Source organism: Sphingomonas larreae (genome assembly GCF_051400595.1).
In the GTDB taxonomy this organism is placed as follows: Bacteria; Pseudomonadota; Alphaproteobacteria; order Sphingomonadales; family Sphingomonadaceae; genus Sphingomonas.
On the sequence record NZ_JBLFFI010000005.1, the window covers coordinates 1 to 20,426 of the forward strand.

Annotated in this window: 20 protein-coding genes; 9 read left to right on the forward strand and 11 right to left on the reverse strand. The window is 61.1% G+C overall.

Translation table 11 applies throughout. From position 1 onward, the window contains the following. Positions 1-196: 196 nt before the first annotated feature. The 8 genes from ACMGDM_RS16310 to ACMGDM_RS16345 form a co-directional block, all read right to left on the reverse strand. Positions 197-1,306, reverse strand: a complete 1,110-nt coding sequence (locus ACMGDM_RS16310; RefSeq protein ID WP_436805189.1) for a DUF2493 domain-containing protein — start codon at positions 1,304-1,306, stop codon at positions 197-199. A 78-nt stretch (positions 1,307-1,384) separates the two neighbouring features. Further along, entirely contained in the window at positions 1,385-1,846 is a 462-nt protein-coding gene (locus ACMGDM_RS16315) for a DUF736 domain-containing protein (RefSeq protein WP_436805190.1), read from the reverse strand. 900 nt (positions 1,847-2,746) lie between these two features. Then, positions 2,747-3,568, reverse strand: a complete 822-nt coding sequence (locus ACMGDM_RS16320; protein WP_436805191.1) for a hypothetical protein — start codon at positions 3,566-3,568, stop codon at positions 2,747-2,749. An 8-nt stretch (positions 3,569-3,576) separates the two neighbouring features. Further along, a complete protein-coding gene (locus ACMGDM_RS16325) occupies positions 3,577-3,879 on the reverse strand; it encodes a hypothetical protein (protein ID WP_436805192.1) in 303 nt (100 codons plus the stop codon). 232 nt (positions 3,880-4,111) lie between these two features. Next, on the reverse strand, positions 4,112-4,294 hold the full coding sequence (locus ACMGDM_RS16330; protein WP_436805193.1) for a hypothetical protein: 183 nt from the start codon (positions 4,292-4,294) through the stop codon (positions 4,112-4,114). 102 nt (positions 4,295-4,396) lie between these two features. Next, the gene (locus tag ACMGDM_RS16335; RefSeq protein WP_436805194.1) at positions 4,397-4,630 is read right to left on the reverse strand and encodes a hypothetical protein; all 234 of its coding nucleotides are present in this window, start codon (positions 4,628-4,630) and stop codon (positions 4,397-4,399) included. A gap of 72 nt (positions 4,631-4,702) precedes the next feature. Further along, positions 4,703-5,110 (reverse strand): response regulator, encoded by a 408-nt coding sequence (locus ACMGDM_RS16340; RefSeq protein ID WP_436805195.1) that lies wholly within the window; start codon positions 5,108-5,110, stop codon positions 4,703-4,705. 91 nt (positions 5,111-5,201) lie between these two features. Continuing rightward, on the reverse strand, positions 5,202-5,525 hold the full coding sequence (locus ACMGDM_RS16345; RefSeq protein ID WP_436805196.1) for a hypothetical protein: 324 nt from the start codon (positions 5,523-5,525) through the stop codon (positions 5,202-5,204). A gap of 165 nt (positions 5,526-5,690) precedes the next feature. Here ACMGDM_RS16345 and ACMGDM_RS16350 point away from each other — a divergent pair, with 165 nt between their 5' ends. Beyond that, the gene (locus ACMGDM_RS16350) at positions 5,691-6,155 is read left to right on the forward strand and encodes a hypothetical protein (RefSeq protein WP_436805197.1); all 465 of its coding nucleotides are present in this window, start codon (positions 5,691-5,693) and stop codon (positions 6,153-6,155) included. A gap of 10 nt (positions 6,156-6,165) precedes the next feature. Here the strand turns inward: ACMGDM_RS16350 and ACMGDM_RS16355 are convergent, their stop codons facing one another. After that, positions 6,166-6,354, reverse strand: a complete 189-nt coding sequence (locus ACMGDM_RS16355; protein WP_436805198.1) for a hypothetical protein — start codon at positions 6,352-6,354, stop codon at positions 6,166-6,168. Positions 6,355-6,502: 148 nt separating this feature from the next. On the opposite strand from ACMGDM_RS16355, the gene ACMGDM_RS16360 reads away from it, so the two are divergent. The 6 genes from ACMGDM_RS16360 (at position 6,503) to ACMGDM_RS16385 (ending at position 13,524) form a co-directional block, all read left to right on the forward strand. Next, a complete protein-coding gene (locus tag ACMGDM_RS16360; protein WP_436805199.1) occupies positions 6,503-7,198 on the forward strand; it encodes a DUF1003 domain-containing protein in 696 nt (231 codons plus the stop codon). A gap of 176 nt (positions 7,199-7,374) precedes the next feature. Then, positions 7,375-8,793 carry an ISNCY family transposase gene (locus ACMGDM_RS16365; RefSeq protein WP_436805200.1) on the forward strand — a complete coding sequence of 473 codons (1,419 nt, stop codon included), beginning with the start codon at positions 7,375-7,377 and terminating at the stop codon, positions 8,791-8,793. Between the two features lie 494 nt (positions 8,794-9,287). After that, positions 9,288-9,887, forward strand: coding sequence for a hypothetical protein (locus ACMGDM_RS16370; protein ID WP_436805201.1), 600 nt, complete (start codon positions 9,288-9,290; stop codon positions 9,885-9,887). 816 nt (positions 9,888-10,703) lie between these two features. Further along, positions 10,704-11,186 carry a HEAT repeat domain-containing protein gene (locus tag ACMGDM_RS16375; RefSeq protein ID WP_436805202.1) on the forward strand — a complete coding sequence of 161 codons (483 nt, stop codon included), beginning with the start codon at positions 10,704-10,706 and terminating at the stop codon, positions 11,184-11,186. Positions 11,187-11,286: 100 nt separating this feature from the next. Continuing rightward, positions 11,287-11,649: a hypothetical protein gene (locus ACMGDM_RS16380; protein WP_436805203.1), complete on the forward strand. Its 363-nt coding sequence runs from the start codon at positions 11,287-11,289 to the stop codon at positions 11,647-11,649. An 867-nt stretch (positions 11,650-12,516) separates the two neighbouring features. Then, on the forward strand, positions 12,517-13,524 hold the full coding sequence (locus ACMGDM_RS16385; protein ID WP_436805204.1) for an IS30 family transposase: 1,008 nt from the start codon (positions 12,517-12,519) through the stop codon (positions 13,522-13,524). A 1,198-nt stretch (positions 13,525-14,722) separates the two neighbouring features. Here ACMGDM_RS16385 and ACMGDM_RS16390 read toward each other — a convergent pair. Together ACMGDM_RS16390 and ACMGDM_RS16395 are read right to left on the reverse strand one after the other, a co-directional pair. Further along, positions 14,723-15,475 (reverse strand): hypothetical protein, encoded by a 753-nt coding sequence (locus ACMGDM_RS16390; protein WP_436805205.1) that lies wholly within the window; start codon positions 15,473-15,475, stop codon positions 14,723-14,725. A gap of 74 nt (positions 15,476-15,549) precedes the next feature. Further along, complete coding sequence (locus tag ACMGDM_RS16395) at positions 15,550-15,939, reverse strand: hypothetical protein (protein ID WP_436805206.1); 390 nt, start codon at positions 15,937-15,939, stop codon at positions 15,550-15,552. Positions 15,940-16,265: 326 nt separating this feature from the next. Here ACMGDM_RS16395 and ACMGDM_RS16400 point away from each other — a divergent pair, with 326 nt between their 5' ends. Together ACMGDM_RS16400 and ACMGDM_RS16405 are read left to right on the forward strand one after the other, a co-directional pair. Beyond that, positions 16,266-17,273, forward strand: coding sequence for an IS30 family transposase (locus ACMGDM_RS16400; protein ID WP_436805207.1), 1,008 nt, complete (start codon positions 16,266-16,268; stop codon positions 17,271-17,273). 247 nt (positions 17,274-17,520) lie between these two features. After that, positions 17,521-20,373, forward strand: coding sequence for a PAS domain-containing protein (locus tag ACMGDM_RS16405; protein ID WP_436805208.1), 2,853 nt, complete (start codon positions 17,521-17,523; stop codon positions 20,371-20,373). Positions 20,374-20,426 lie beyond the last annotated feature (53 nt).

Genomic DNA, 20,426 nt, shown 5'->3' on the forward strand with positions numbered 1-20,426 from the left:
ATAGGCATTAGAAAAGTTAAGTGATGTCAGATTTGCGCCGTTCCCGTTTAGATCTATAACAATCGGGTCGCGCAACCCCCCACTAAGCGACGCTGGCGAAAAGAGGCCAGCGCCGGGGCTCGCCCGACGCTGGCCTAGTGGTTCCCTGCCAAGGAAAGGGGAGGGCGGCGCGAGGGGGAGCGCGCCGCCCGATGGATCAACCAAACGCGGCGCGCTGGGTTGCGACGGGGGCGGGGGCCTGTCCGTCGATCCGGAAAGCGTGGGTGGGGACGCGGGCGGTTTTCAGCACCTGCAACAGGTTGGATTGAAGGCCGGAACCCTGACAGACAACCGCCTCAACCGGGTTGAGGTTGGCCAGCTGCTCGTTGCGGACGAACCCGGCGCGCTTGCCATAGCGGGCGGTGTTCGGGGTGAAGGCGATCAGGGTAACGTCACGGCCCGCGGCCCAAGAGGCGGCGATGGCGTCCGCGCCTTTGCGCTGCGCGGTGGTGCACAGGGTCATGTGCGGCACGCGCGCCTTGATCTGGTCGAGTTTGGCCCAAAGCTGCTGCCAGTCGTGCCACTCCTGACCGCCCGAGAAGACGACAAGCGGGCCGGTGGCGTTGCGCTTCTCGCGGTGGTCGTTCGCGCGTGCTTTCAGGAAGTCGATTGCGGCGATCTGGCTTGCGGTGCCTCCGCTCAATACCTTCGATCCGCGCGCCGGGGACCATGGGTGGCCGGACTGCGCGCGGTAGCAGTCGGCGGCATAGTCGCGCATGCACTCGATAGCGGCGCGCTGCTCGGTCTTGGTCTGGGCGCGAAGCTGCAACTCCTCCATCTCTACCGCGAAGATTTCGGAAGGGTCCATGCGCCGCGTCATGTCGGGAATCTCGGCGCAAAGCCGGTCCTCCTCGCGCTCGAGCTTCTGCGCCTCGTAGTGGAAGGAATTGACGAAGCCCCACGCGATGGCCTGCGCGCTCGCCTCTAGGCGGGTGTCGCGGAACAGGTCGAACAGCGTTGCCATGATCGCCGCGCAATCGTGCTGCGCCTCGATCGGCTCGGGCATGTCCAGTTCCTGCCGCTCGCCGCCCATTTCCACGATGGACAGCGCGCCGACGTCGCCGAACGCGTCCTGAAACTTGGTGGTGGCGGTCGCCTCGGCGTGGCTCTCGGCGGCATCGTCGGTCGCGTCGGTCGCGCTCTGGTCGTGCTCGGTGCTGTCGTCCTGCGCGCTGCAATCCTGCGCGTCGTTGCGAGCGGCGGGGTTGAGGGCTTCGCCCATCGCGGCGAAGCTGGTAAAGCGGGTGGAGGTCGTCGGCTTGGTCATGGTTCGATCCTTTGGCAGGGCGTGGCGGCTAGGGTCGGGGGAGCGTTCCAGCGCTCTCCCCGCCCGTCTCGGTGGTGGTTACATCTGCGGGACGTAATCCGGGTCGTTCACCTGCTCGTCGGTGATCTGGCCATCGTCGGTGGCGTTGCCCGCGAACTCGTCGGCGTTGGTGGTACGGGCGGCGCGGCGGTTGCTGCGGCTGCCGTCCAGATTGGACTGGCGCGGCTCGGGGCGGTTCCACACGACGCGGTAACCTTCCTCCATGTTGCCGAAGAGCATGATCTGCAGCGGCTCGTTCAGGCTGGGGTCGTCGAGCTTGCCCTGAAAGAAGACCTCGCCGGTGCTGTTGCTCTTAAGCTCCCACAGCGCGCCGATCTGCACCCAGCGTTTGGCGACGTTCAGCACCATGATCTCGAACGCGGGCGCGCGCTCGTTGGTGCTGTTGGTCGCGCGCAGGTCGAGGCGCGGCAGGTCGATGGTGGCGGTAGCGATCGAACCGAGAAGCTGACCCTTGACGACGGCGAACTGACCGATGTTCATAGCACTTACTCCATCTAGGCGGGGGCCTGCCCCCCTGTTGTCTGGGCTTGGGGCCTTCCCCTCCCGACATCTTTATTTTACCCCCTCCCTTCCAAGTATTGAAGCGCATTGATTTCTTGACACCTTAGTCATCGTACCTGGTGAGTCCGAGCACAAATAGTTCCCGACTAGGGAGCGTAAGTAATCAAATCAAATACGCATTGATCGAGTTAGCGAGCAATTCAGATGAACAGGAACGATGCTTGGGGGCGTAGCCCCGGCCTGCGATCTCATCGCACCCGGAGCCGTCCTCGCAGGGGCTCAAGAGGCAGGCGCGGCCGGCGGGGTCAACACGAATCACGGAGTGTCTGCCGCTTTAGCGGTAGAAACCGTTATTCTTGTTGAGGCGTCTTCAAACAAACAAAAGCATTGCCAGCTCTGCTGGCAATTCTCCTTTGACCCGACCCCGTTGGCCGGGTCTGGCACGCAGAGACACTGAGAGACGGCGAAGGGTGCGATGAGATCATTGGCCCAACAAACAATCATCATGCGCGCAAGCGCATGATTCCCCAGCCGCAGGCTGCCTGCGGTGCCCGCCGGGCCGGACGTGGCGAGTGAGGAGAGGGCAGGGGGCAGCGCTGCGCATCAGCGTCAGACGCCGCAGGAGCGCCGTGGAGGCGTCTTGGGACCCGGACAAGGGATCGTGACCGCTTGCCGCGGAGACCCGCTTCAGCGGGGCTCCGGTCGGCATTAGCCGACTAGAGCCCGGCCCCGCCCATCGGGCGGGGTGGCCCCGCCAGCACGTACCATATGAGGATGATCGCCGACCCTTCCACCGGAGCGACGAACCTTCGAACGGGTGAGAAATTCCGCGTGTCAGGCTTGGTGACGGCAATTTCACGCCTCACTGAGGGCGAGCCACTAGCTGGAATAGGTGTCCGCTACGGGCAACCATGGTTCGACCTCGGGCGAGCCATCTAGTTCACGTTGACGATCGAGCTGCTCGGCAACATCCTGCGAGACAACGATCATCGAGAGCGTCATTCCGCCGCGACCGAATGAGGCGACGGCAGCGAAGACGTCGGGCTCGTCTGCCTTGTTGCACTGGCAGCGGAATTGATCGCCGATATCGACATTTGGTCGGCGTCCGATCGTCTGCAAAGGGGTCATGTTATAGAAGCCAGCATGCCGCTGGAGAAATGTCGGATCGCTCTCCTGACCCCATGTCGCGAGCGTACGATGCGTTAACAGAGCGGGCCGCCCTTGTTCTCTGTAGTAGAGCGCGCACGCGATCTTACGGGCGTAGCGAACGATATGCTGATGAAGTGCCGGATCAAATGAGATAATGGGCGCTTGGTCGAGCGTGTAACCCGGGCTCATTTGGAGGCCCATCCGTCGCAACGTTTCTCGCTTGGCATTCCTCGAGGCCATCCCGCGTGGCGCGAGCTCTGGCATGTTGTTCATCAGGCCGTTGATAAGGCGATCAAAGTCACGCGCGGCGAGATTGTCGTCGTTGTGGTCGAGCGCGCGCGTGTAGAAAGCGAAGACGATCTCGTCTTTACGGCTAGCGTCTTGGCAGGGTGCGCATGCCGGAAACTCGAAGCCATCCGGGTACTCGCGGCTTCGGAAACAGGTACGTGCCGGAATATGGTCGATCGTTGTGGCTGGACGCTCGCCTCCGCAGAAGCAGCACCACGGGTGCTCAGCCTTGAACCTTTCCTTCTTCCGCTTGCCGTCGGCCATTGATCGCGTCAGCGCCGCGGCGCCAATCGGCGCAGGTGTCGGAACGCCTCCACGTCGGGGAAGAGCAGGCGAGGGAGGTCGAGGAGCCAACCCGACGCGGTCCAGCATCCGATCGCCGCCAGTAGCCAGACGCCTATGTAGGATCGGCCGACGACGTAGTCGACGAGCGTGCCGTGGGACGTCAGGAGCCAGACGAGGAGAGCGCCGAAGAGGAACATGCGCTTCCAGGTGTAGCGATCGATGATGCGCCGCAGGCTGCGCTCGAGGTCGACCACAGGATCTCGGCGGGCGTCATCACGATGTTGGTTCATGCTCCCGTCCTCCCAGATGATCGATAGCGTGTGCTGGGCGGGCAAGGAACCCGGGCGCGGCGCTGGCGTGTGCGATTGAGCTTTTCGCAGCGTGGCCCCGGTTGCAATCAGGAGAAAAAAAAGGGCCGGCGGAGCCGACCCGAGATTTTTTTTGGAGAGGATGCCTGAAAGGCTCGAGTATGCTGCATCTGCGAAGGCCTGTTCGCAAGTGCGAAAGCGGTATCTGCGGAGATTAGTTAACGGCGCGCGCCGATCGCGAGGCAGCGATCCAAGCGTCGACGTCGCGGCCGGCCTGGTCGCGCAGCTGGATCATGTCGCTGCGGGTTAGACGGCCGTCGTTCCACGCTGCCTTGTAGGCAGCGGCTCCGTTGGGGCCGGCGCGCGCCAGCACCTGCGCGGCGCGCTGCTCGGTCAAGGAGACGGGCAGGAGCTCGGCGTAACTCCAGGCGGCGACTGCGCCGACGCACCCGCAAGCGACGGCAATCCAAAGGTTGGTGGGGCGCGTCCGTGTCATGGCTCAGCTGCGCCGGAGAACGCCGAGGCGCGCGCGTAGGTAGCCCAAGCCGAAGACGTACACCGGCATGATGACGATGGCGGAGGCTCCCCACACCCAGAGGTCGACGTCTGCGTAGATGAGTAGGGCGACAACGGCGAACCAATAGGCCGTCTCGACTAGATGCATGAAGGCGTTGAGGTAGTCGCGGCGCGTGGTCTTGGGGATAACGAGAGGTGCTCTGTCAGGCCCGGCCATGATCGTCACTCCCGATAGGGTCGATCCGGACATACGGGAAACGGCATCGAAGCCAAGCTGGGTTGGCTCCGATCAGACAGCGTTTCGCAGCGCCTCCGGCTTCTTCCCGTCCGGCAATATGTCGCGAAGGTGCTGGTGAACCATGGGCGCGGAGAAGGGCTTGCTCAGGAAGGTCGCTTTTTCGGGCATGTCGCCGTCCTCCGGCTTCACGCGGCCGCTCGCGATCACGATCTCGATCCACGGGTAGAGCTCGGCGACGTGCCGGGCGAGGGCGAAGCCATCGGTATCACCGGGCATGTCGACGTCGGAGAAGAGGAGGGTGATTGTGTGCGCATACTCCGGGAGCATGATGATCGCAGCGTCACCGTTGTCTGCCTCGTGCGTCCGGAAGCCGGCGTCCTCAAGGATGCCGCAGGCGTCCATGAGGATGATCGCGTCGTCGTCGACGACGAGTGCGTAGGGGATCGTGGACGCGGACATAGGTCATCAACCCTCGATTGCTCGCTAGGTCGCACAAACGTCCGATTATAACCGCCGTTGCTGTCCCGCAGTGAGCCGCCGTGTCGCCTGCTTAGCGGCCGAAGCCGTCGCGGCCGTTGAACCAGGCTTGCGATCGACGCCGGTTCCGTACGGCTAGTACCGCGAAGGCGATCGACCAACCGAACAGCACCGCGAGGACGGCCTTGGCGGTCGCCTGCGTAAGCAGCAGCACGATCATCGAGATCGAGGCCGCGACGCCGAGGATGAGCAGCTGGCCGCCGTTCGCCGGCTGCGGCAGACCGCTACGGTCGACCCGCCAGTCATGGGGTTGTGAGGCATGCCGCCAGGCAGCGACTGCGTTCCAGATGGCGACCACGAGCGCGATCAGCGTGCCGGCGATCAAGATGTTCGTCATGCTGACATCCCTGTTTGTTGGCCTGACATTGCTGCGATGCTTCCACGAGGGTCAAGCTGTGCAGCCGGAAAGCCGTTGCAGGCACGAACACCTGTACGAATGATGAGAAAAGGACTTGCGCACCCCGTTCACGTTATGTTCAATGCGCGCCACAGGAGGACGGCCATGAAGTTGAAGGACGCGATGCGCGGCTACGACTACGATCTGCCGCTGAAGGATGCGCTGAACGATCGCGAGCTGTCAGTCGATCGTCGGGTCATGGCCGGCGCGACGGTGGGCATCGGCCTCGACGTGGCGTACCTGTCGGTGTGCCAGCTCGAGGAGGCGTTCGCCGCACTCGCCATGGATCTCAGCAACGGCATCGAGCAAGGCCACGGCTACGAGGAACTGGCCGACATCCTGAAAGACCAGAGCCCGTATCAGATGCGGATCTGGCACCTGCTGGACACGACGCCGCTCGAGCTCGCGCTCGAGGACCTCGCGTGGCTCAAGAGCCTGACGTACCGCCGCGCGCGCATGGCTCGCGTGGTCAGCGAGGAGAAGCTGGCGATCCGTTACGTGACCGACGAGGCCCTGTGCGAGGGCGTGACCGCGGCGCAGCTCATGGCGCGGGTCTCCGCGGCCGACTGATCGCGGGCTGTCAGGCGACCTGGGCGAGCATCGTCTCGGGCGCCTGCGGCCGTCGACGCGAGACGCGGAACGGCTGGATCGGGTTGCCGGTGCGCACGACAAACTGGTCGAAGCCAGTGGTCTCGCGCAACTGCACAGCGACGGTATAGGCATTGTCGAACGATGCCAGCGTGCGCGCGGCCGGTGCGGTGATGCTCATGGCGTAATCCTTGGTGGTGCGACGATGGGTCGCCGGCGTGCGCCGGCGTTCATGGATTGTTGACCGAGATCGGTATAGCAAAGGGAGCGGACCGGATTTGACGCGCCTGCGTTCATCCAGTCCATCCGCCGTTTCCACGGAGGATCCTTTGACGACGGGGTCGGGGCCGCTGCTATCGGCTTCGGCCCTGTTTTCGTTTGAGCTAATCCAGTTCGATCTTGGTTGCCGGTTAAGCGGCCGACGCACACATGCGTTGAGGCGCGCGAGCGAAAACTCCTGCACAGCTCCGGTCGATTGGCAGGTGAACATGAGAAGTCCGACGCTACCGCCACCTGGGCCGAATGCCCTTAGTGAAGCGCTTACGCGAAACATCGAAGCTCTTGAGACGCGACGGAGGACCGAAGAGGCGAGCGCCTCACGTCAGGACCGGATCGCTCAAGCCATCACGAACTTCACCGGCAGCATGCGCTTCGTGTATCTGCACCTTGTGATCTACAGTGGATGGATCATCGTCAACTCCGGCCTACTGCCAGGCCTAACACCCTTCGATCCAAGCTTCGTGATCCTGGCGTCCGAGGCGTCCGTAGAGGCGATCTTTCTCTCCACGTTCGTTCTGATAAGTCAGAACCGCATGGCGGAAAGAGCGGATAAAAGAGCCGATCTGGACTTGCACATCAACCTGCTGGCCGAGCATGAACTGACCAGACTAGCGAAGCTCGTCGAGGCCATCGCCAATCACTTGAACCTGTCCAACGAGCTACCGGGCGACATGGACGAGGTAAAGCGAGACGTCGCGCCAGAGGCGATCTTAGACGAGATTGCTCGCCATCAGGACAACGAGTAATATCGGTTAGAGGAAACGCGCGAGATCGCCCCTTAACATAACATGTATTATCGGCCTGCGAGCGTGTAAGCGCTAAGTACAAATGGCACCAGCCCGCTAGATAGAAATGGCACTCTGCGGTGCTATCGGCGGGTCGCCGGTGTCATAGCCGTTCTCGGCAACGAGGACGCGCTTGTATGACGGTGCTGGCGATGAGTGCTGCTGAGATCACCCGCTTCGACACGCTGATGCGGCTCGATCGCGGCGAGATCCGGGTCGCGGACGCGATGGAGCTGCTCGGCCTTGCGAGGCGGCAGGTGTACCGGCTGCTGGGCCGCCTGCGAGAGGACGGCGCCGGTGGCCTGGTGTCGCGCAAGCGAGGACGGCCGAGCTACCGGCGCTACAGCGATGCCTTCCGCGCCGAGGTGGTCACGCTGGTGCGCGAGCACTATGCCGACTTCGGACCGACGCTGGCACGCGAGTACCTCGCCGAACGCCACGGCATCGGCCTGTCGTGCGAGACCCTGCGGCGCATCATGCTTGAGGCCGGGCTGTGGCAGGACCGTGCGGCCAAGCGCCCTCGCCCGTACCAGCCCCGCTACCGACGCGACTGCCGTGGCGAGCTCATCCAGGTCGACGGCTCCAGGCACTGGTGGTTCGAGGGCCGCGGTCCGCAGTGCACGCTCCTGGTCTTCATCGACGATGCCACCAGTGAGCTCATGCACCTCGAGATGGTCGAGAGCGAAAGCACCTTCTCCTACATGCGTGCCACCCGGACGTACCTGGAGCGGCACGGCAAGCCAGTGGCCTTCTACACCGACAAGCACAGCGCCTTTCGCAACAACACGGCCTCGGCAAAGGGCGACGGCATGACCCACCTCGGCCGGGCGTTGGACCGGCTCAACATCGAGCTGATCTGCGCGAACTCGCCGCAGGCGAAGGGACGCGTCGAGCGGGTCAACGCCACGCTGCAGGACCGCCTGGTCAAGGCGATGCGGCTACACCGCATCTCCACCATCGACCAAGCCAACGCCTTCCTCCCCTCCTACATGGCGCAGCACAATCGTCGGTTCGCCAAGGCACCGTTCGACCCGCGCGATCTGCACCGCCCGCTGGCCATCCACGACGACCTTGAGGCGGAGCTGGTCTGGCGCGAGCAGCGCACCGTCACCGGTGCCCTCACCCTGCACTACAACAAGGCCATGTTCATCCTGGAGCCCTCGTCTGCGGCGCAGGCGCTCGCGCGCAAGAAGGTCGACGTATGCGAGTACCCGGACGGTCGGCTAGAGATCCAGCATGAGGGCACGGTCCTGCCCTATCGCATGTTCGACAAGATGCGCCGGGTGAACCAGGCTGCCGTGGTCGACAATAAGCACCTGGACGCCGCGCTGGCGCTCGCCCGCGTGATACAGCAGGCTCAGCCACACCATGCCAAGCGCAACAACAACGAGCCCGCGCGCACGGCGCAGCCCGCCGGCGTGTTCAAGGCGCCCTCCCCAACTTCATCCGGTCAGAAGCTGGACCGCCGAACGCTGGGCAACAGAAGGCTCAAGCGCGGTCCACGCCTCTCCAATGAGGAGCTCGTCGCGCGGGGCCTCGGCGAATACGCCCACTAGCGTCCAAAACCGCCCACTTCCGGTCACTCACACGATGGTGCTACACGTAAATAATGACCGGCGCCCGAACCACCCTGAGCGATTGGCTGATCGCAGCCGCCGCATCGTCGACGATCATATATGCCGGAGGGATAATACTAGGGGTCGCAAGCGATGGCCTTTCGGACGCGTTTAGCAGGTCGGCATTCTTGGTATTTATAGGTTATGCGGGAGTAATCATTAGCCTCGCTTCATCGGCCTATGCTCCTGAATTAAATCCTATCTTTGCTGGACTCGTCGCCTTTTGGCTTTCGCTACTCTTGCTGTTAAGGCACCGTGATATTCGACGCTTGGTCGGAGTTGCCATTTCAACGACGTGTCTTTTATCTTTTTGGAGCTTTGGAATGTTCGGGATAACCGCCACACAGGTGATTTGACCAAGATCGCCCATTTTTTTCAGACATCGATAATGCAAGCAAGCTAAGCTTCTCTGCTTCAATATGGACGAGCATGGAATGCGCGGTTTCGATTTTCAAAAACATGCAAGGGAGGTGAACGCCGCGCACAATGAGCTACACGCGGCATTCGCGCGCATTGTTGACAGAAACAATAAGGACGACCCTCGAACTCAGCGTTGGCTTACGGCCATCGAGGTCTTTCGCGCGACGCAAGCACGTGCTTATCCAGAGGCGCTCCGGCAGGTTGCTGATGGCGAGCTGCCAGCATCGGAGCTTAGCACAAATATGATGCTCGACTTTATCGAAGCTGATCCGGTTTTTTATCGATCGGGCTACCTAAAGGAGAAGGTTCTAAGGCAGCTTAAGAAGCGAGATCTTTCCGCTGCTGAGGCGCAGCGGCTGCGTCAAAGCATTATCGCTGCTGTGCTCCGCTTTGAGGAAAGAAGAGAGTTCCTGCATTACTGTCACGCAGCCCCTCGAGTGGAGAGCGAGGGCTTCAGACATGATCTTGAAGCCTTAGAACGATCTGATGATGCAGGTGTGCGACGAAGGGCTAATTGGGTTTTGTCTGGGCTTGAAGGCAAGTGGCTCGAACTCAAACGAGCGGGGCGAGTCTCATACCGCCGCGGCGCGGGATCGTCCCCCATAGCGCGCTGATGTCCGCTTCCCTGCCAAAAGGCGACAGATAACGGCGCCCTCCGCCCACTAATATCTGCCATCCGCTAAGCCTAAGGGCGCCCCTAAGGCTTGCAAGACCCGCACCGGTGATCTGCGTGGGGAAGGAGTGGCAAGGCGAAAAAGAACACCTGCAGAAAGATTGGTGAGATCTTATAGTAGATAAGCTACAGAAAGGTTGTATGTGTAATGAACCACCACGCAAGCCAGAAATGCCGTTCCGGCTGATGTCTTATCGACAAGGCTTCGAGCTAAACCGGCGTCGAAAATATGCATTAGCGTTGGAGTAGCGTAGTACCCGAGGTCTTCCATGACAAACGCGTTGATGTAGTCAATTCTCGCTCTATCAAGGCACCTAAAAGTCTGCTCAAACATCGAGAACGCGAGAGCGGCGCCTAAGACGGTCCCTGTCTCCCAGCCGCCCCTCTTGAACATAGTAATTTTAGTTTTTCCTCGATGATCGGAATAAGTAGGACGTATACCATTCCAACATAGGATGGTGTACAATAGGCGAAATAGGCGACTATTAGAGAATAAGCAGATAACATGCCGATCACGTATATGATGAACGGTAGCGCCATCGACCTCGATCTCTCGCCTCGGACTAATTGGACTCGATCACATAGCCGGCATCGCGGCAATGCCCAAAGCGGCCGTTCCGCTAACCTGCCAATCTCAGACGTTCGAGGCGCGTCCGACAATCGCCTTGGGTGAATGGCCGAGATTGGCAGGAAAGCGGACAGGCGGCTTTTGACAGTCTTTTTGGGAAAGCTGCCGTTAACCCGGCGATGACAAGGCATGTTCATGGACGAAGAACAATACGGCCCATCCTCCGCCTTCTTGACGTGGGTCATCAACGAAGATGCCCCGCTGACGGGTAGCGAGTACGCGGCAGAAAACCTCAGCAAAGTTATCGCTTTGATGACTGACAAAGATACTTCAAATCGGGATTGGGCCGCTTTCATTATCGCTAACCTGAAGCTAGACACCCCAGTTGTCCGAGCCGCCCTGACGATTTGCGCCGATGATCCTGACGAAAATGTACGTGCTGAAGCGATCAGGGGGCTGGCTCGGATAGACGCAGTCGCGGCGTTGCCCTACATTCAGCGAGCGCTTGCCGCTCCATCTGTCGGTATGGACATCTTCGAAGCGGCGGCGATCGTGGCCGATGCCTCCTTGGTGAAGCAATTGACCAACTTCGCCACTAAATGCGACGACAAGATCATAGCGGATGCATTGCAAGCCTGTCGGACCGGTCAGCCGCATCCGTGGTACTTGTAACGGCAGCTATCGGGCAAGCCATTTGAGCCAGCTGACGACTGCAAATGGGCGCTTTCGGACTTGAGCGGGCTTGCCCAGAGCCGGGCGTCCAGCAGACCCGATGCGAATGCCGATAGCGGACATCCTTGCTGCATGGCATATCGGGTCGATGGCCCCGATAAACCTCATCGTCGCGGCAGATGAGCCGGCTATCTTCTTTGCCTCCTTAGAAGATGCAGAGCGGTGGATGGAGCCGATAGACGTCGCTGAGGGGGTCTACAGCGCCGCCTTCGGACCGGCCGGAGAACCGCATACAGTCAGCACCGATGGGACGAGTGTGTCCATTCGTCAGACGGGTGATGCGCCGCAGCCCGACGCGTTGAGGGCCGTCATACTTCGCTATCTCGCTGCGATCGGTGAAACCGCGGGTGATGACGTCGGCTTACCGGCCCTGCTGGATCGCTGCTCACAAAGCTACGGGTGAAAGTGTCCGCTTTCGATGGCTTCGCTCCCGAAACCGGTCTGACCGCTTCCCTGCTATCTCAGACGCGGACGGCCATACTCGCTGATTCTAACCGTTCAAAATTGGGTTGCTGTCGGCGCTTCGAACCTCAACGAGCCGCCATAAAGTCCCGAATGCATCGGTAATGTGATCGTGCCGCGAGTGCGGCCCAGGCTGCGATGGGACTCAACAAAGCTATAGCAACCCATCCCTGCTCAGGGAGCCCTATGGTCTCCCGAGCGGAAATAACCCTAAACAACCACACGTAGAGAAGCGTAATTCGAGGAGCTGCGTTGCGAAACCTATAAGCCTCCCGAAATATTTCAGGCTTTTCGCTATAAAGCAGGCTGGCGATCACCTCGGCTTGCCCCCAAGCAGCCACTTCGAAGATTAGCGGCATCGCAACAGCCAACAGCACCCATGCGAGTAGGTGCGCATTCGTCAGCCGAAAAACGATGAAAGAAATGACCAAGAGGCCGCTTCCTGCGGCCATCATGCGAGTTTCGCTGCTCATACGTCTCTTTTGACGGGTGTTTACGTCGGCTGCAACCGCGAGCCGGGCGACTATCGGCGCAGAGGCGGCGGCTGTGAACCTAAGTGACCAAGCCCGCTGCTGTCGCAGCGGGTCCGAGCGCGCCAGAACCGAGAGGCCACCGCATCAGCGGGGGCAGCGCTGCGCTGCTTGGGAGGCTCCACGCTGCCCCCGCTGCCACGAGCGAGTGTCATTTCTAATTGGCGGAGAATGTGTCTTTTCTAACTGGCGGCAACAGAGCGTGTAAGCGGGTGCATTCTAAATCGAAGTGCGAGAACCTAGCTTACGTGCGGGTTCCACCCGGCTGAGGGTTGCGCATGGGCCGCTACACGCATCTGGATCTGAACGAACGCCGCAGGCTGTATCAGCTCATCAGCGCCGGCAGAAGTCCGCGCCAGGCCGCGGCCGAGCTCGGGCGCCACCCGTCGACGATCTACCGCGAGCTGAAGCGCAATCACCGGTTCGACGAAGAGCCGATGTTCCGGGGGTATTTCCCACTCACAGCGCACTCCATGGCGGCTGAGCGACGGTTGAGAGGCGCGAAAATCAGCCGATATCCCGAGCTCGCCAGGTACGTCGTCGACCGGCTGGAAGCCGCGTGGTCGCCCGAGCAGATCGCCGGCTACCTGCGGCACCGTACCTCTGGCCCGCTGCGGGTGAGCCATGAGACGATCTACCAGTTCGTGTACGGGCGCGACGGCCAGGCGGCCAAGCTGGCACGCCTGCTACCCACCGGCAGGCGGAAGCGCCGACGTCGCTATGCTCGAAAGCCACGCGGCCTGAACATTCCGCCCGCCCACACCATCGCGGCTCGACCGCCAAACATCGCTGAGCGGGCCGACTTTGGCCATTGGGAAGGCGACCTCATCGCGTTCAAGCTGCATCACGGTAAGGCCAACCTCACCTCATTGGTTGAGCGTCGAAGCCGCTTCACCGTGCTGACGCCCAACAGCAGCCGTCACTCGGCCGGCATCATGGAAGGCATCGAGCGCCACCTCGGCACCCTCCCCCCTTCTCTCCGTCGCACCATCACGCTCGACCGGGGCACCGAATTCGCCGGCTATGGGCGCCTACGGGAGCGCCTGGGCATGACCGCGTACTTCTGCCAGCCGTCAGCGCCATGGCAGAAGGGCAGCGTGGAGAACAGCAACGGCAGGATACGGCGCTTTCTTCCCTCCGACACGGACATCGCACAGGTACCGCGAGCCGAGCTCGAGCAGTTGGTAGACCGCCTCAACCGAACGCCACGCAAGTGCCTTGGGTACCGAACGCCGGACGAGGTCTTGGCCGAGCAGGTCGCCCTCGTGCTTAAAGCGGAACCCTGACGATCCGGCATGTCCGCAAGCGCCCAGACTCTGTCACTCGCAGGCGGGCACGGAGACACAACCTCGGCCCTCAGAGCGCCTGTCCAGGCTTGTACGCTCGAAACCACACGGTACCGCCGGCAGCTCGTTGAAAATGTCGGCGAGGGCTCGTAATCTACCAATGATGCGCTCGGGGAACTTTTTAACGCTAGCGGTAAGCCTACCATGGGTGTGGCTTACAGCTATAACTATCGACACTTTGGTGAGGAACTCCCGGTGCGCGGCCGATTGTATGGGCACGCTTGATCAAGCTCGGGCAATAGCGATACCATTGTTGATCGTTCTCGCACTGATTGTCGGCGGTGTAATCTTCAACCGGCGCGTAGAGCGGTCCGGCTGGCTCCTTATCGCAGTGAGCCTGTGCTCGCTGGTGTTATTCCCTTACCAATTAGTCTGGTTGACGGGAGGGATTTGAGACCGGCTCGACGCCAACTTCTGCTTTCCTCCCACAAGCGGACGTCGCGGCGGAGGGAGCCTCAGCCGAGGTCATCCGGCGCTGACGTCCGCTAACGCCCTCTCGTGAACGCTCGCTCACTATAGGAAAAGCCACTTGGTCACACCCGCGGCGGCTAGGAATACTAAAGCGCATCCCCACCACGGAACAGGCGTACCGTCGTCATCTCCGTGCTCGACATACCGACGTACATCACGGCGTTGACGAGCCGCGTATGCGTGATCGCGGGAACGGATGTCAGCGTCGTCAAGGAAACGGTGGACAGCTTCCGGTGTGGCGTCTATTAGGACTTCGCCCTGAAGCTCGCTTGCTAGCCGTTCCACTTCGAGCCAGTCCGTGGGCTTTCGCTTTTCGACGGCCAAGATGACCGCGAGGCGTCTGCGCAGCTCGTCAGATTCCATGCATATAGATTACCGGCTCGGCGACTTGGCGCAACGTCTGCTATCCTGCCAATCTCAGACGTTCGAGGTGCGTCCGACCGTCGTCCCGGGCGAATGGCCGAGATTGGCAGGACAGCGGAATGGCAGCTTTCGGGAGCGGGATCGCCATAGCTGCCACTGTAATCCCGAAGCGGGTGGTTTGAAAATGTAAAGATTAGCCATTGCTGGAGCTAAGGTCAGACGGCACCAACGCAATCGTCCCTCCATGAGGGTATCTACGGGACGTCGTAACAATTTTAAGCTACGGCGGTCGACGCCAAGCCGTTCACTGCTGGGTAGTCGCCGGCCGACGAAACCACAGGAAATTGGCAAGCATGAACGGGCTGTCTCGTGTCTCCGATCGCATGACTGACACGCCCCAAAGTGGGCTATCTATCCCAACCGAAACCTCGATGAGGTCCGCCTTAAACGGGATTTCACCAAGCAGCGTTGATGCTGGTGCCGTGACGCTATCCGCGCATTGATCAAAGAGCACCACGCGCGTGGAGACAGGTGTTGTTCCACTTGCCCACAGCCCAATGCGTTGACAACCGACAACCTTTATCGATCTGATGTATTTAAAACCGCGGATCTGTGGCGCGGCTTTCAACGCTTGCTCGTGCGGGAAAGAGCTTCCGTTCTGCAACGGTGAGACGCTTCTTTCGACAGATGTGACACGTTGCTTGGCAAATAGCACTGGTGATACTCTGACGCGGACTATGCTGCCGTCCCGTCGGACGTATTCGCCCATACGCACATCTGTGGCGACAAAATCGCTCAACACGTCGTCGGCCGTGTCAATCTCGAATACCGTTGTCTGTCGAAAAGCGTCGGGGTCCGGTTCGGAAAACACGAGCTTCTTAGTGATCGCCTGAGTTGTGAAAGAAACCGGCGAGAAGAGCGACTCGGCCGGACCAAATCCTTGAGCTTCTACCGCCGCCAAAACAGGGTCCAAGGCGAGCAAAAAGGAAATAGCAATCGACACGGCGCGTTTCCCTTCAAGCGTTAGGCCTAGCGACTTACGTGCGTCCTCGGCCAATTAAGAGTTCAGCGGCCGAGCTGGGAGGTTTGCGGACCGGCCTCTTTCGTGAGTGGGGAGGCTGATAGAGCCGTTCAGCGGCGAAGGAGCTGGATTGTATCCTGCTCGATGCCTGCGGCATCGCATTGATAGAGGTCAACTACGTCTGGCCCATTGAAAACTTTCTTGAAGGTTCCCGTGGCGATGGCGAAGCGGTGGTTTAGTTCATCCCGCCTCCGAAGCAGATTGTCGCCTCCTGAAAGCGTAATCACCTGTGACCCAACGCCGCTTTTCCCCCGCGCGGCCCGGAGAGAGTCATATAAGCAACGTGAGTTGGTCCCGATATCGACGACGCCGCCGACCGTTACTTTTTTGCCATCGAGCTCGTCAGCGTGCGCAAGTGCGTAAGAAGGCGTCATGTAGTTGCTCGGCCTGATCGCAGCCGAGGTGAGGGCCCAAGCGATTGCGAGCGCGATTAAGGTCATTACTCTTTGCACAGGACGACGATACGTCATATCGGAATGTCCGCAAACGGAAACGTCAGTAAGGCTCTGGATTGGCCGATTTTGGCCGGAAACGGTCGTTGGCAGCGGTAGCTCTCGATCTCGGCAAGCACGATCGGCAGCCTAATGTCGTAATCGCTCGTCGCTATGATCCTAGCTCGGATCAGGGCTCTTCTGACCAGTGAAAGCGGAAAAGCACCCAGAGCGCGGTCGTATTTACCCCGAGTGCGACCAAAGCGATGGTGCATTCTAGATCGAAGTGCGAAAACCTAGCTTAAGTGCGGGTTCCACCCGGCTGAGGGTTGCGCATGGGCCGCTACACACATCTGGATCTCGATGAACGCCGCAAGCTATATCAGCTCACCAGCGCCGGCAGAAGTCCGCGCCAGGCCGCGGCCGAGCTCGGGCGCCACCCGTCCACGATCTACCGCGAGCTGAAGCGCAATCACCGGTTCGAAAAAGAGCCGATGTTCCGCGGGTACTTTCCTCTTACGGCGCACTCCATGGCGGCTCGGCGACGATTGAGAGGCGCCAAGATCGGCCGCTATCCCGAGCTCGCCAGCTACGTCGTCGACCGGCTGGAAGCCGCCTGGTCGCCCGAGCAGATCGCCGGCTACCTTCGGCACCGTACCGTGGGCCCGCTGCGGGTGAGCCATGAGACGATCTACCAGTTCGTGTATGGGCCCGACGGTCAGGCGGCCAAGCTGGCACGCCTGCTGCCGACCGGCAGGCGGAAACGCCGACGTCGCTATGCTCGAAAGCCACGCGGCCTGAACATCCCACTCGCCCACACCATCGCGGCCCGGCCACCCGACATCGCTGAGCGGACCGACTTTGGCCATTGGGAAGGTGACCTCATCGCGTTCAAGGTGCATCACGGCAAAGCCAACCTCACCTCGCTGGTTGAACGCCGAAGCCGCTTCACCGTGCTTACGCCCAACAGCAGCCGCCACTCGGCCGGCATCATGGAAGGCATCGAGCGACACCTCGGCACCCTCCCCCCTTCCCTCCGTCGCACCATCACACTCGACCGGGGCACGGAGTTCGCCGGCTACGGGCGCCTACGGGAGAGCCTGGGCATGACCGCGTACTTCTGCCAGCCGTCAGCGCCATGGCAGAAGGGGAGCGTGGAGAACAGCAACGGCAGGGTACGGCGCTTCCTGCCGTCGGATACGGACATCGCACAGGTACCGCGAGCCGAGCTCGAGCAGTTGGTAGACCGCCTCAACCGAACGCCACGCAAGTGCCTTGCGTACCGAACGCCGGGCGAGGTCCTGGCCGAGCAGGTCGCCCTCGTGCTTAAAGCGGAACCCTGACGATCCGGCATGTCCGCAAACGCCCATTTGCCGACATTCAACGCAGCTTCTAGGCGTCTTGTAAGCAGCCATCCGTTCAGCCAACCCGGTCGCCACTAATGATAACAGCGCCTGATTAATCTGCTTCCTGTCCAGTGTGGCTGTATCGCGGCGACCTGCATGAGCCGAGAACGAGTTTACCCGATGCGCCATATAGCCTAGACATATCGAGAGGACACGGTGTGCCCACTGGGGTCAAGAGGACGACGTGAACTCACTCCAGCATGACGCTGCCGCCGTTAGCCGGTTAGACACCATCGACAAGATCCTGGAGGCGGCTTGCCGTCTGACCGGGATGCGCTTCGCGGCTGTCGCCCGCGTGACTGCAGACCGGTGGCTGGCCTGCGCTGTGCGCGATGAGATCGCATTCGGGCTCGAACCAGGTGGCGAGCTAGATGTTCGCTCGACCTTATGTCACGAGGTCGGCATATGCAGGCGAACGATCGCCATTGATCACGTTTCTGAAGATCCGGAATTCCGCAATCACCAAACCCCAAAGCAGTATGGCTTCCAAAGTTACATCTCTGCACCGATACTCCGGCGTGGCGAGTTTTTCGGCACTCTATGCGCCTTGGACCCCGAGCCCGCAAGACCTCGCGACCCGGCGATCAGCGCGACCTTCGAGCTTTTTGCGGAGTTGATTGGCCGCCATCTGGAGACGGAGGCGTCACTCCTTCGATCCGCCGCGCTCGTCGAATTGGCCGATCGCGTCCGTTCGCTTGATGATCCAGCGGCCATATCGTTCGCTGCCGCCGAGGTGCTTGGTCGAACGTTAGAGGTCGACAGATCAGGCTATGCCGACGTCGATGCAACAGCGGAAACCGTCCTAATCAGCCGTGATTGGACACCCTCCGGTGCCACAAGTTTAGCCGGCCTTCATCGTTTTCGCAGCTTCGGCAGCTATGTTGACGAGTTGAAGCGAGGCGAGCCCGTCGTCATCGAGAATGTTAGAGACGACCCGCGCACCGCGCGCACGGCGCACGCGCTTGAAGGCGTGGGTGTACGCGCGTTCGTCAACCTTCCCGTTGTTGAAGATGGCAGGCTGGTAGCGATCCTGTTCCTTCTCACCGGTACACCTCGTCAGTGGCTCCACGGGGAGCTTGCTTTTGTTCGTGAGGTGGCTGACCGGACGAGGTCCGCGATTGAGCGGCGACGTGCTGAGCGCGAGCTGGAACGTTTGAATGAGACCCTTGAGGCTCAGGTAGTTGAACGAACAGCAGAGCGCGACCGCATGTGGGACACGTCTCCCGACCTGATGCTCGTGATCGACTTCAACGGTGTGTTTCGTCGCGTAAACCCGGCATGGACCAAGCTACTTGGCTATGCACCGGAGGAACTGATCGGTCACCACGTCAACGAATTTGTCATTCCCGACGATCATGCCGAAACGACCAAAGCCTATGAGCTGGCCGCCGCTGGTGGCGAGCCGTCGGTGGTTAACGGATACCTGCACAAGGACGGAACCCTTCGCTGGATTTCCTGGGTAGCCGCGCAGGCTGGAGACATGACTTACGCGACCGGACGCGATGTCACAGCCGAGATAAGTCGCGCGGCGGAAGTGCGGCGTTACCGGGAAATCATCGAAGCTACTGCAGCGCCAATCTGTGCGTTCGACACGAACTACCGACTGATCGCCTTCAACAAGGCGCACAATGACGAATTTCGCCGCGTCAATGGTTTCAACACTCGCGTTGGTGACGTTTTCCCGGAGTTGTTTGCGCCTGAGCAGCGCCCGCGCATGCGCGCACTGATGGGCCGTGCGCTGTCAGGCGAACGGTTCACAGTGCAGGAGGAGTTTGGTCGGCCGGAGTTCGGGACGCCATGCTGGGAGATCAGTTACACGCCGCTCAAGGATGAGGGCGGTCGCGTCATAGGAGCCTTCCACCAAGCGACAGACATCTCGGAACGATTGCTTGCCGAAGCGGAACTCGCGACTGCTCAGGAGGCGCTTCGACATAGCCAGAAGATGGAAGCCATGGGTACCCTCACGGGCGGGGTTGCTCACGACTTCAACAACCTACTCACCCCCATCATCGGTTCGCTCGACATGCTCGTGCGCAAGGGCATAGGCAATGACCGCGAACGACGCCTGATCGATGGCGCCTTGCAATCGGCGGAACGGGCCAAGACGCTCGTCCAGCGGCTTCTTGCGTTCGCACGTCGGCAGCCTCTCCAGCCAGTGGCCGTAGACGTGGGGCAGCTCGTGACGGGCATGACTGATCTGATCGTCTCAACGCTGGGTCCCACGATCGATGTGCGAGTTGACATCGCCAGCGACCTTCCGCCTGCTCTCGCCGACCTCAACCAGCTTGAGATGGCCTTGCTGAACCTGGCGGTGAACGCGCGCGACGCAATGCCGGACGGCGGCGAGCTGACCATAACGGCGACGAGAGCAAGCGTTCGCGAGAAGCGCCGCGCCGACCTCAAACGCGGACATTATGTGCGGCTGTGTGTCACCGACACGGGCATCGGCATGGATCGGCCGACCCTTCAGCGCGCGACCGAGCCCTTCTTCTCCACCAAAGGCATAGGCAAGGGTACCGGACTAGGCTTGTCCATGGTTCAAGGTCTCGCTGCCCAGCTCGGGGGCGGACTGTTGATCGAAAGCACGCCAGGTTGCGGCACCTCGATCGAGCTCTGGCTGCCTATCAGCGCCGCGGCGACCAGCGATGAGACGATAGCCGCCCACACCCTGCCAGCACGCAACAGCCGTGGAACCGCGTTGCTAGTCGACGACGAGGAGCTTGTGAGGATGAGCACCGCAGACATGCTTATGGACCTCGGCTTCGAAGTGGTGGAAGCGACCTCGGGTGAGGAGGCGCTACAGCTGATACGAACCGGTTTCGAGCCTGACGTCCTCGTGTCCGATCACCTCATGCCAGGCATCAGCGGGGTGGATCTCGCACGCGCTGCGCGCGAATTGCAGCCGACTTTGCCGGTGCTAATAGTTTCCGGTTATGCGGAGGTGGAGGGACTCGCGCCCGATCTGCCGCGTTTGACCAAGCCATTTCGCAACACGGAGCTTGCCGCAAGCGTCGCCTTGATTGAAAGCGGTCGGTAATAGGGAAAAGCGTGGATGCTGCGAAGCGGCAAAGGCCGTCCCTAGCCGACAGA

Coding starts and splice junctions, on each gene's coding strand:
- ACMGDM_RS16310 (WP_436805189.1), bottom strand. CDS start 1,306: ATGACCAAGCCGACGACCTCCACCCGCTTTACCAGCTTCGCCGCGATG.
- ACMGDM_RS16315 (WP_436805190.1), bottom strand. CDS start 1,846: ATGAACATCGGTCAGTTCGCCGTCGTCAAGGGTCAGCTTCTCGGTTCG.
- ACMGDM_RS16320 (WP_436805191.1), bottom strand. CDS start 3,568: ATGGCCGACGGCAAGCGGAAGAAGGAAAGGTTCAAGGCTGAGCACCCG.
- ACMGDM_RS16325 (WP_436805192.1), bottom strand. CDS start 3,879: ATGAACCAACATCGTGATGACGCCCGCCGAGATCCTGTGGTCGACCTC.
- ACMGDM_RS16335 (WP_436805194.1), bottom strand. CDS start 4,630: ATGGCCGGGCCTGACAGAGCACCTCTCGTTATCCCCAAGACCACGCGC.
- ACMGDM_RS16340 (WP_436805195.1), bottom strand. CDS start 5,110: ATGTCCGCGTCCACGATCCCCTACGCACTCGTCGTCGACGACGACGCG.
- ACMGDM_RS16345 (WP_436805196.1), bottom strand. CDS start 5,525: ATGACGAACATCTTGATCGCCGGCACGCTGATCGCGCTCGTGGTCGCC.
- ACMGDM_RS16350 (WP_436805197.1), top strand. CDS start 5,691: ATGAAGTTGAAGGACGCGATGCGCGGCTACGACTACGATCTGCCGCTG.
- ACMGDM_RS16355 (WP_436805198.1), bottom strand. CDS start 6,354: ATGAGCATCACCGCACCGGCCGCGCGCACGCTGGCATCGTTCGACAAT.
- ACMGDM_RS16365 (WP_436805200.1), top strand. CDS start 7,375: ATGACGGTGCTGGCGATGAGTGCTGCTGAGATCACCCGCTTCGACACG.
- ACMGDM_RS16370 (WP_436805201.1), top strand. CDS start 9,288: ATGCGCGGTTTCGATTTTCAAAAACATGCAAGGGAGGTGAACGCCGCG.
- ACMGDM_RS16375 (WP_436805202.1), top strand. CDS start 10,704: ATGTTCATGGACGAAGAACAATACGGCCCATCCTCCGCCTTCTTGACG.
- ACMGDM_RS16380 (WP_436805203.1), top strand. CDS start 11,287: ATGCGAATGCCGATAGCGGACATCCTTGCTGCATGGCATATCGGGTCG.
- ACMGDM_RS16385 (WP_436805204.1), top strand. CDS start 12,517: ATGGGCCGCTACACGCATCTGGATCTGAACGAACGCCGCAGGCTGTAT.
- ACMGDM_RS16395 (WP_436805206.1), bottom strand. CDS start 15,939: ATGACCTTAATCGCGCTCGCAATCGCTTGGGCCCTCACCTCGGCTGCG.
- ACMGDM_RS16400 (WP_436805207.1), top strand. CDS start 16,266: ATGGGCCGCTACACACATCTGGATCTCGATGAACGCCGCAAGCTATAT.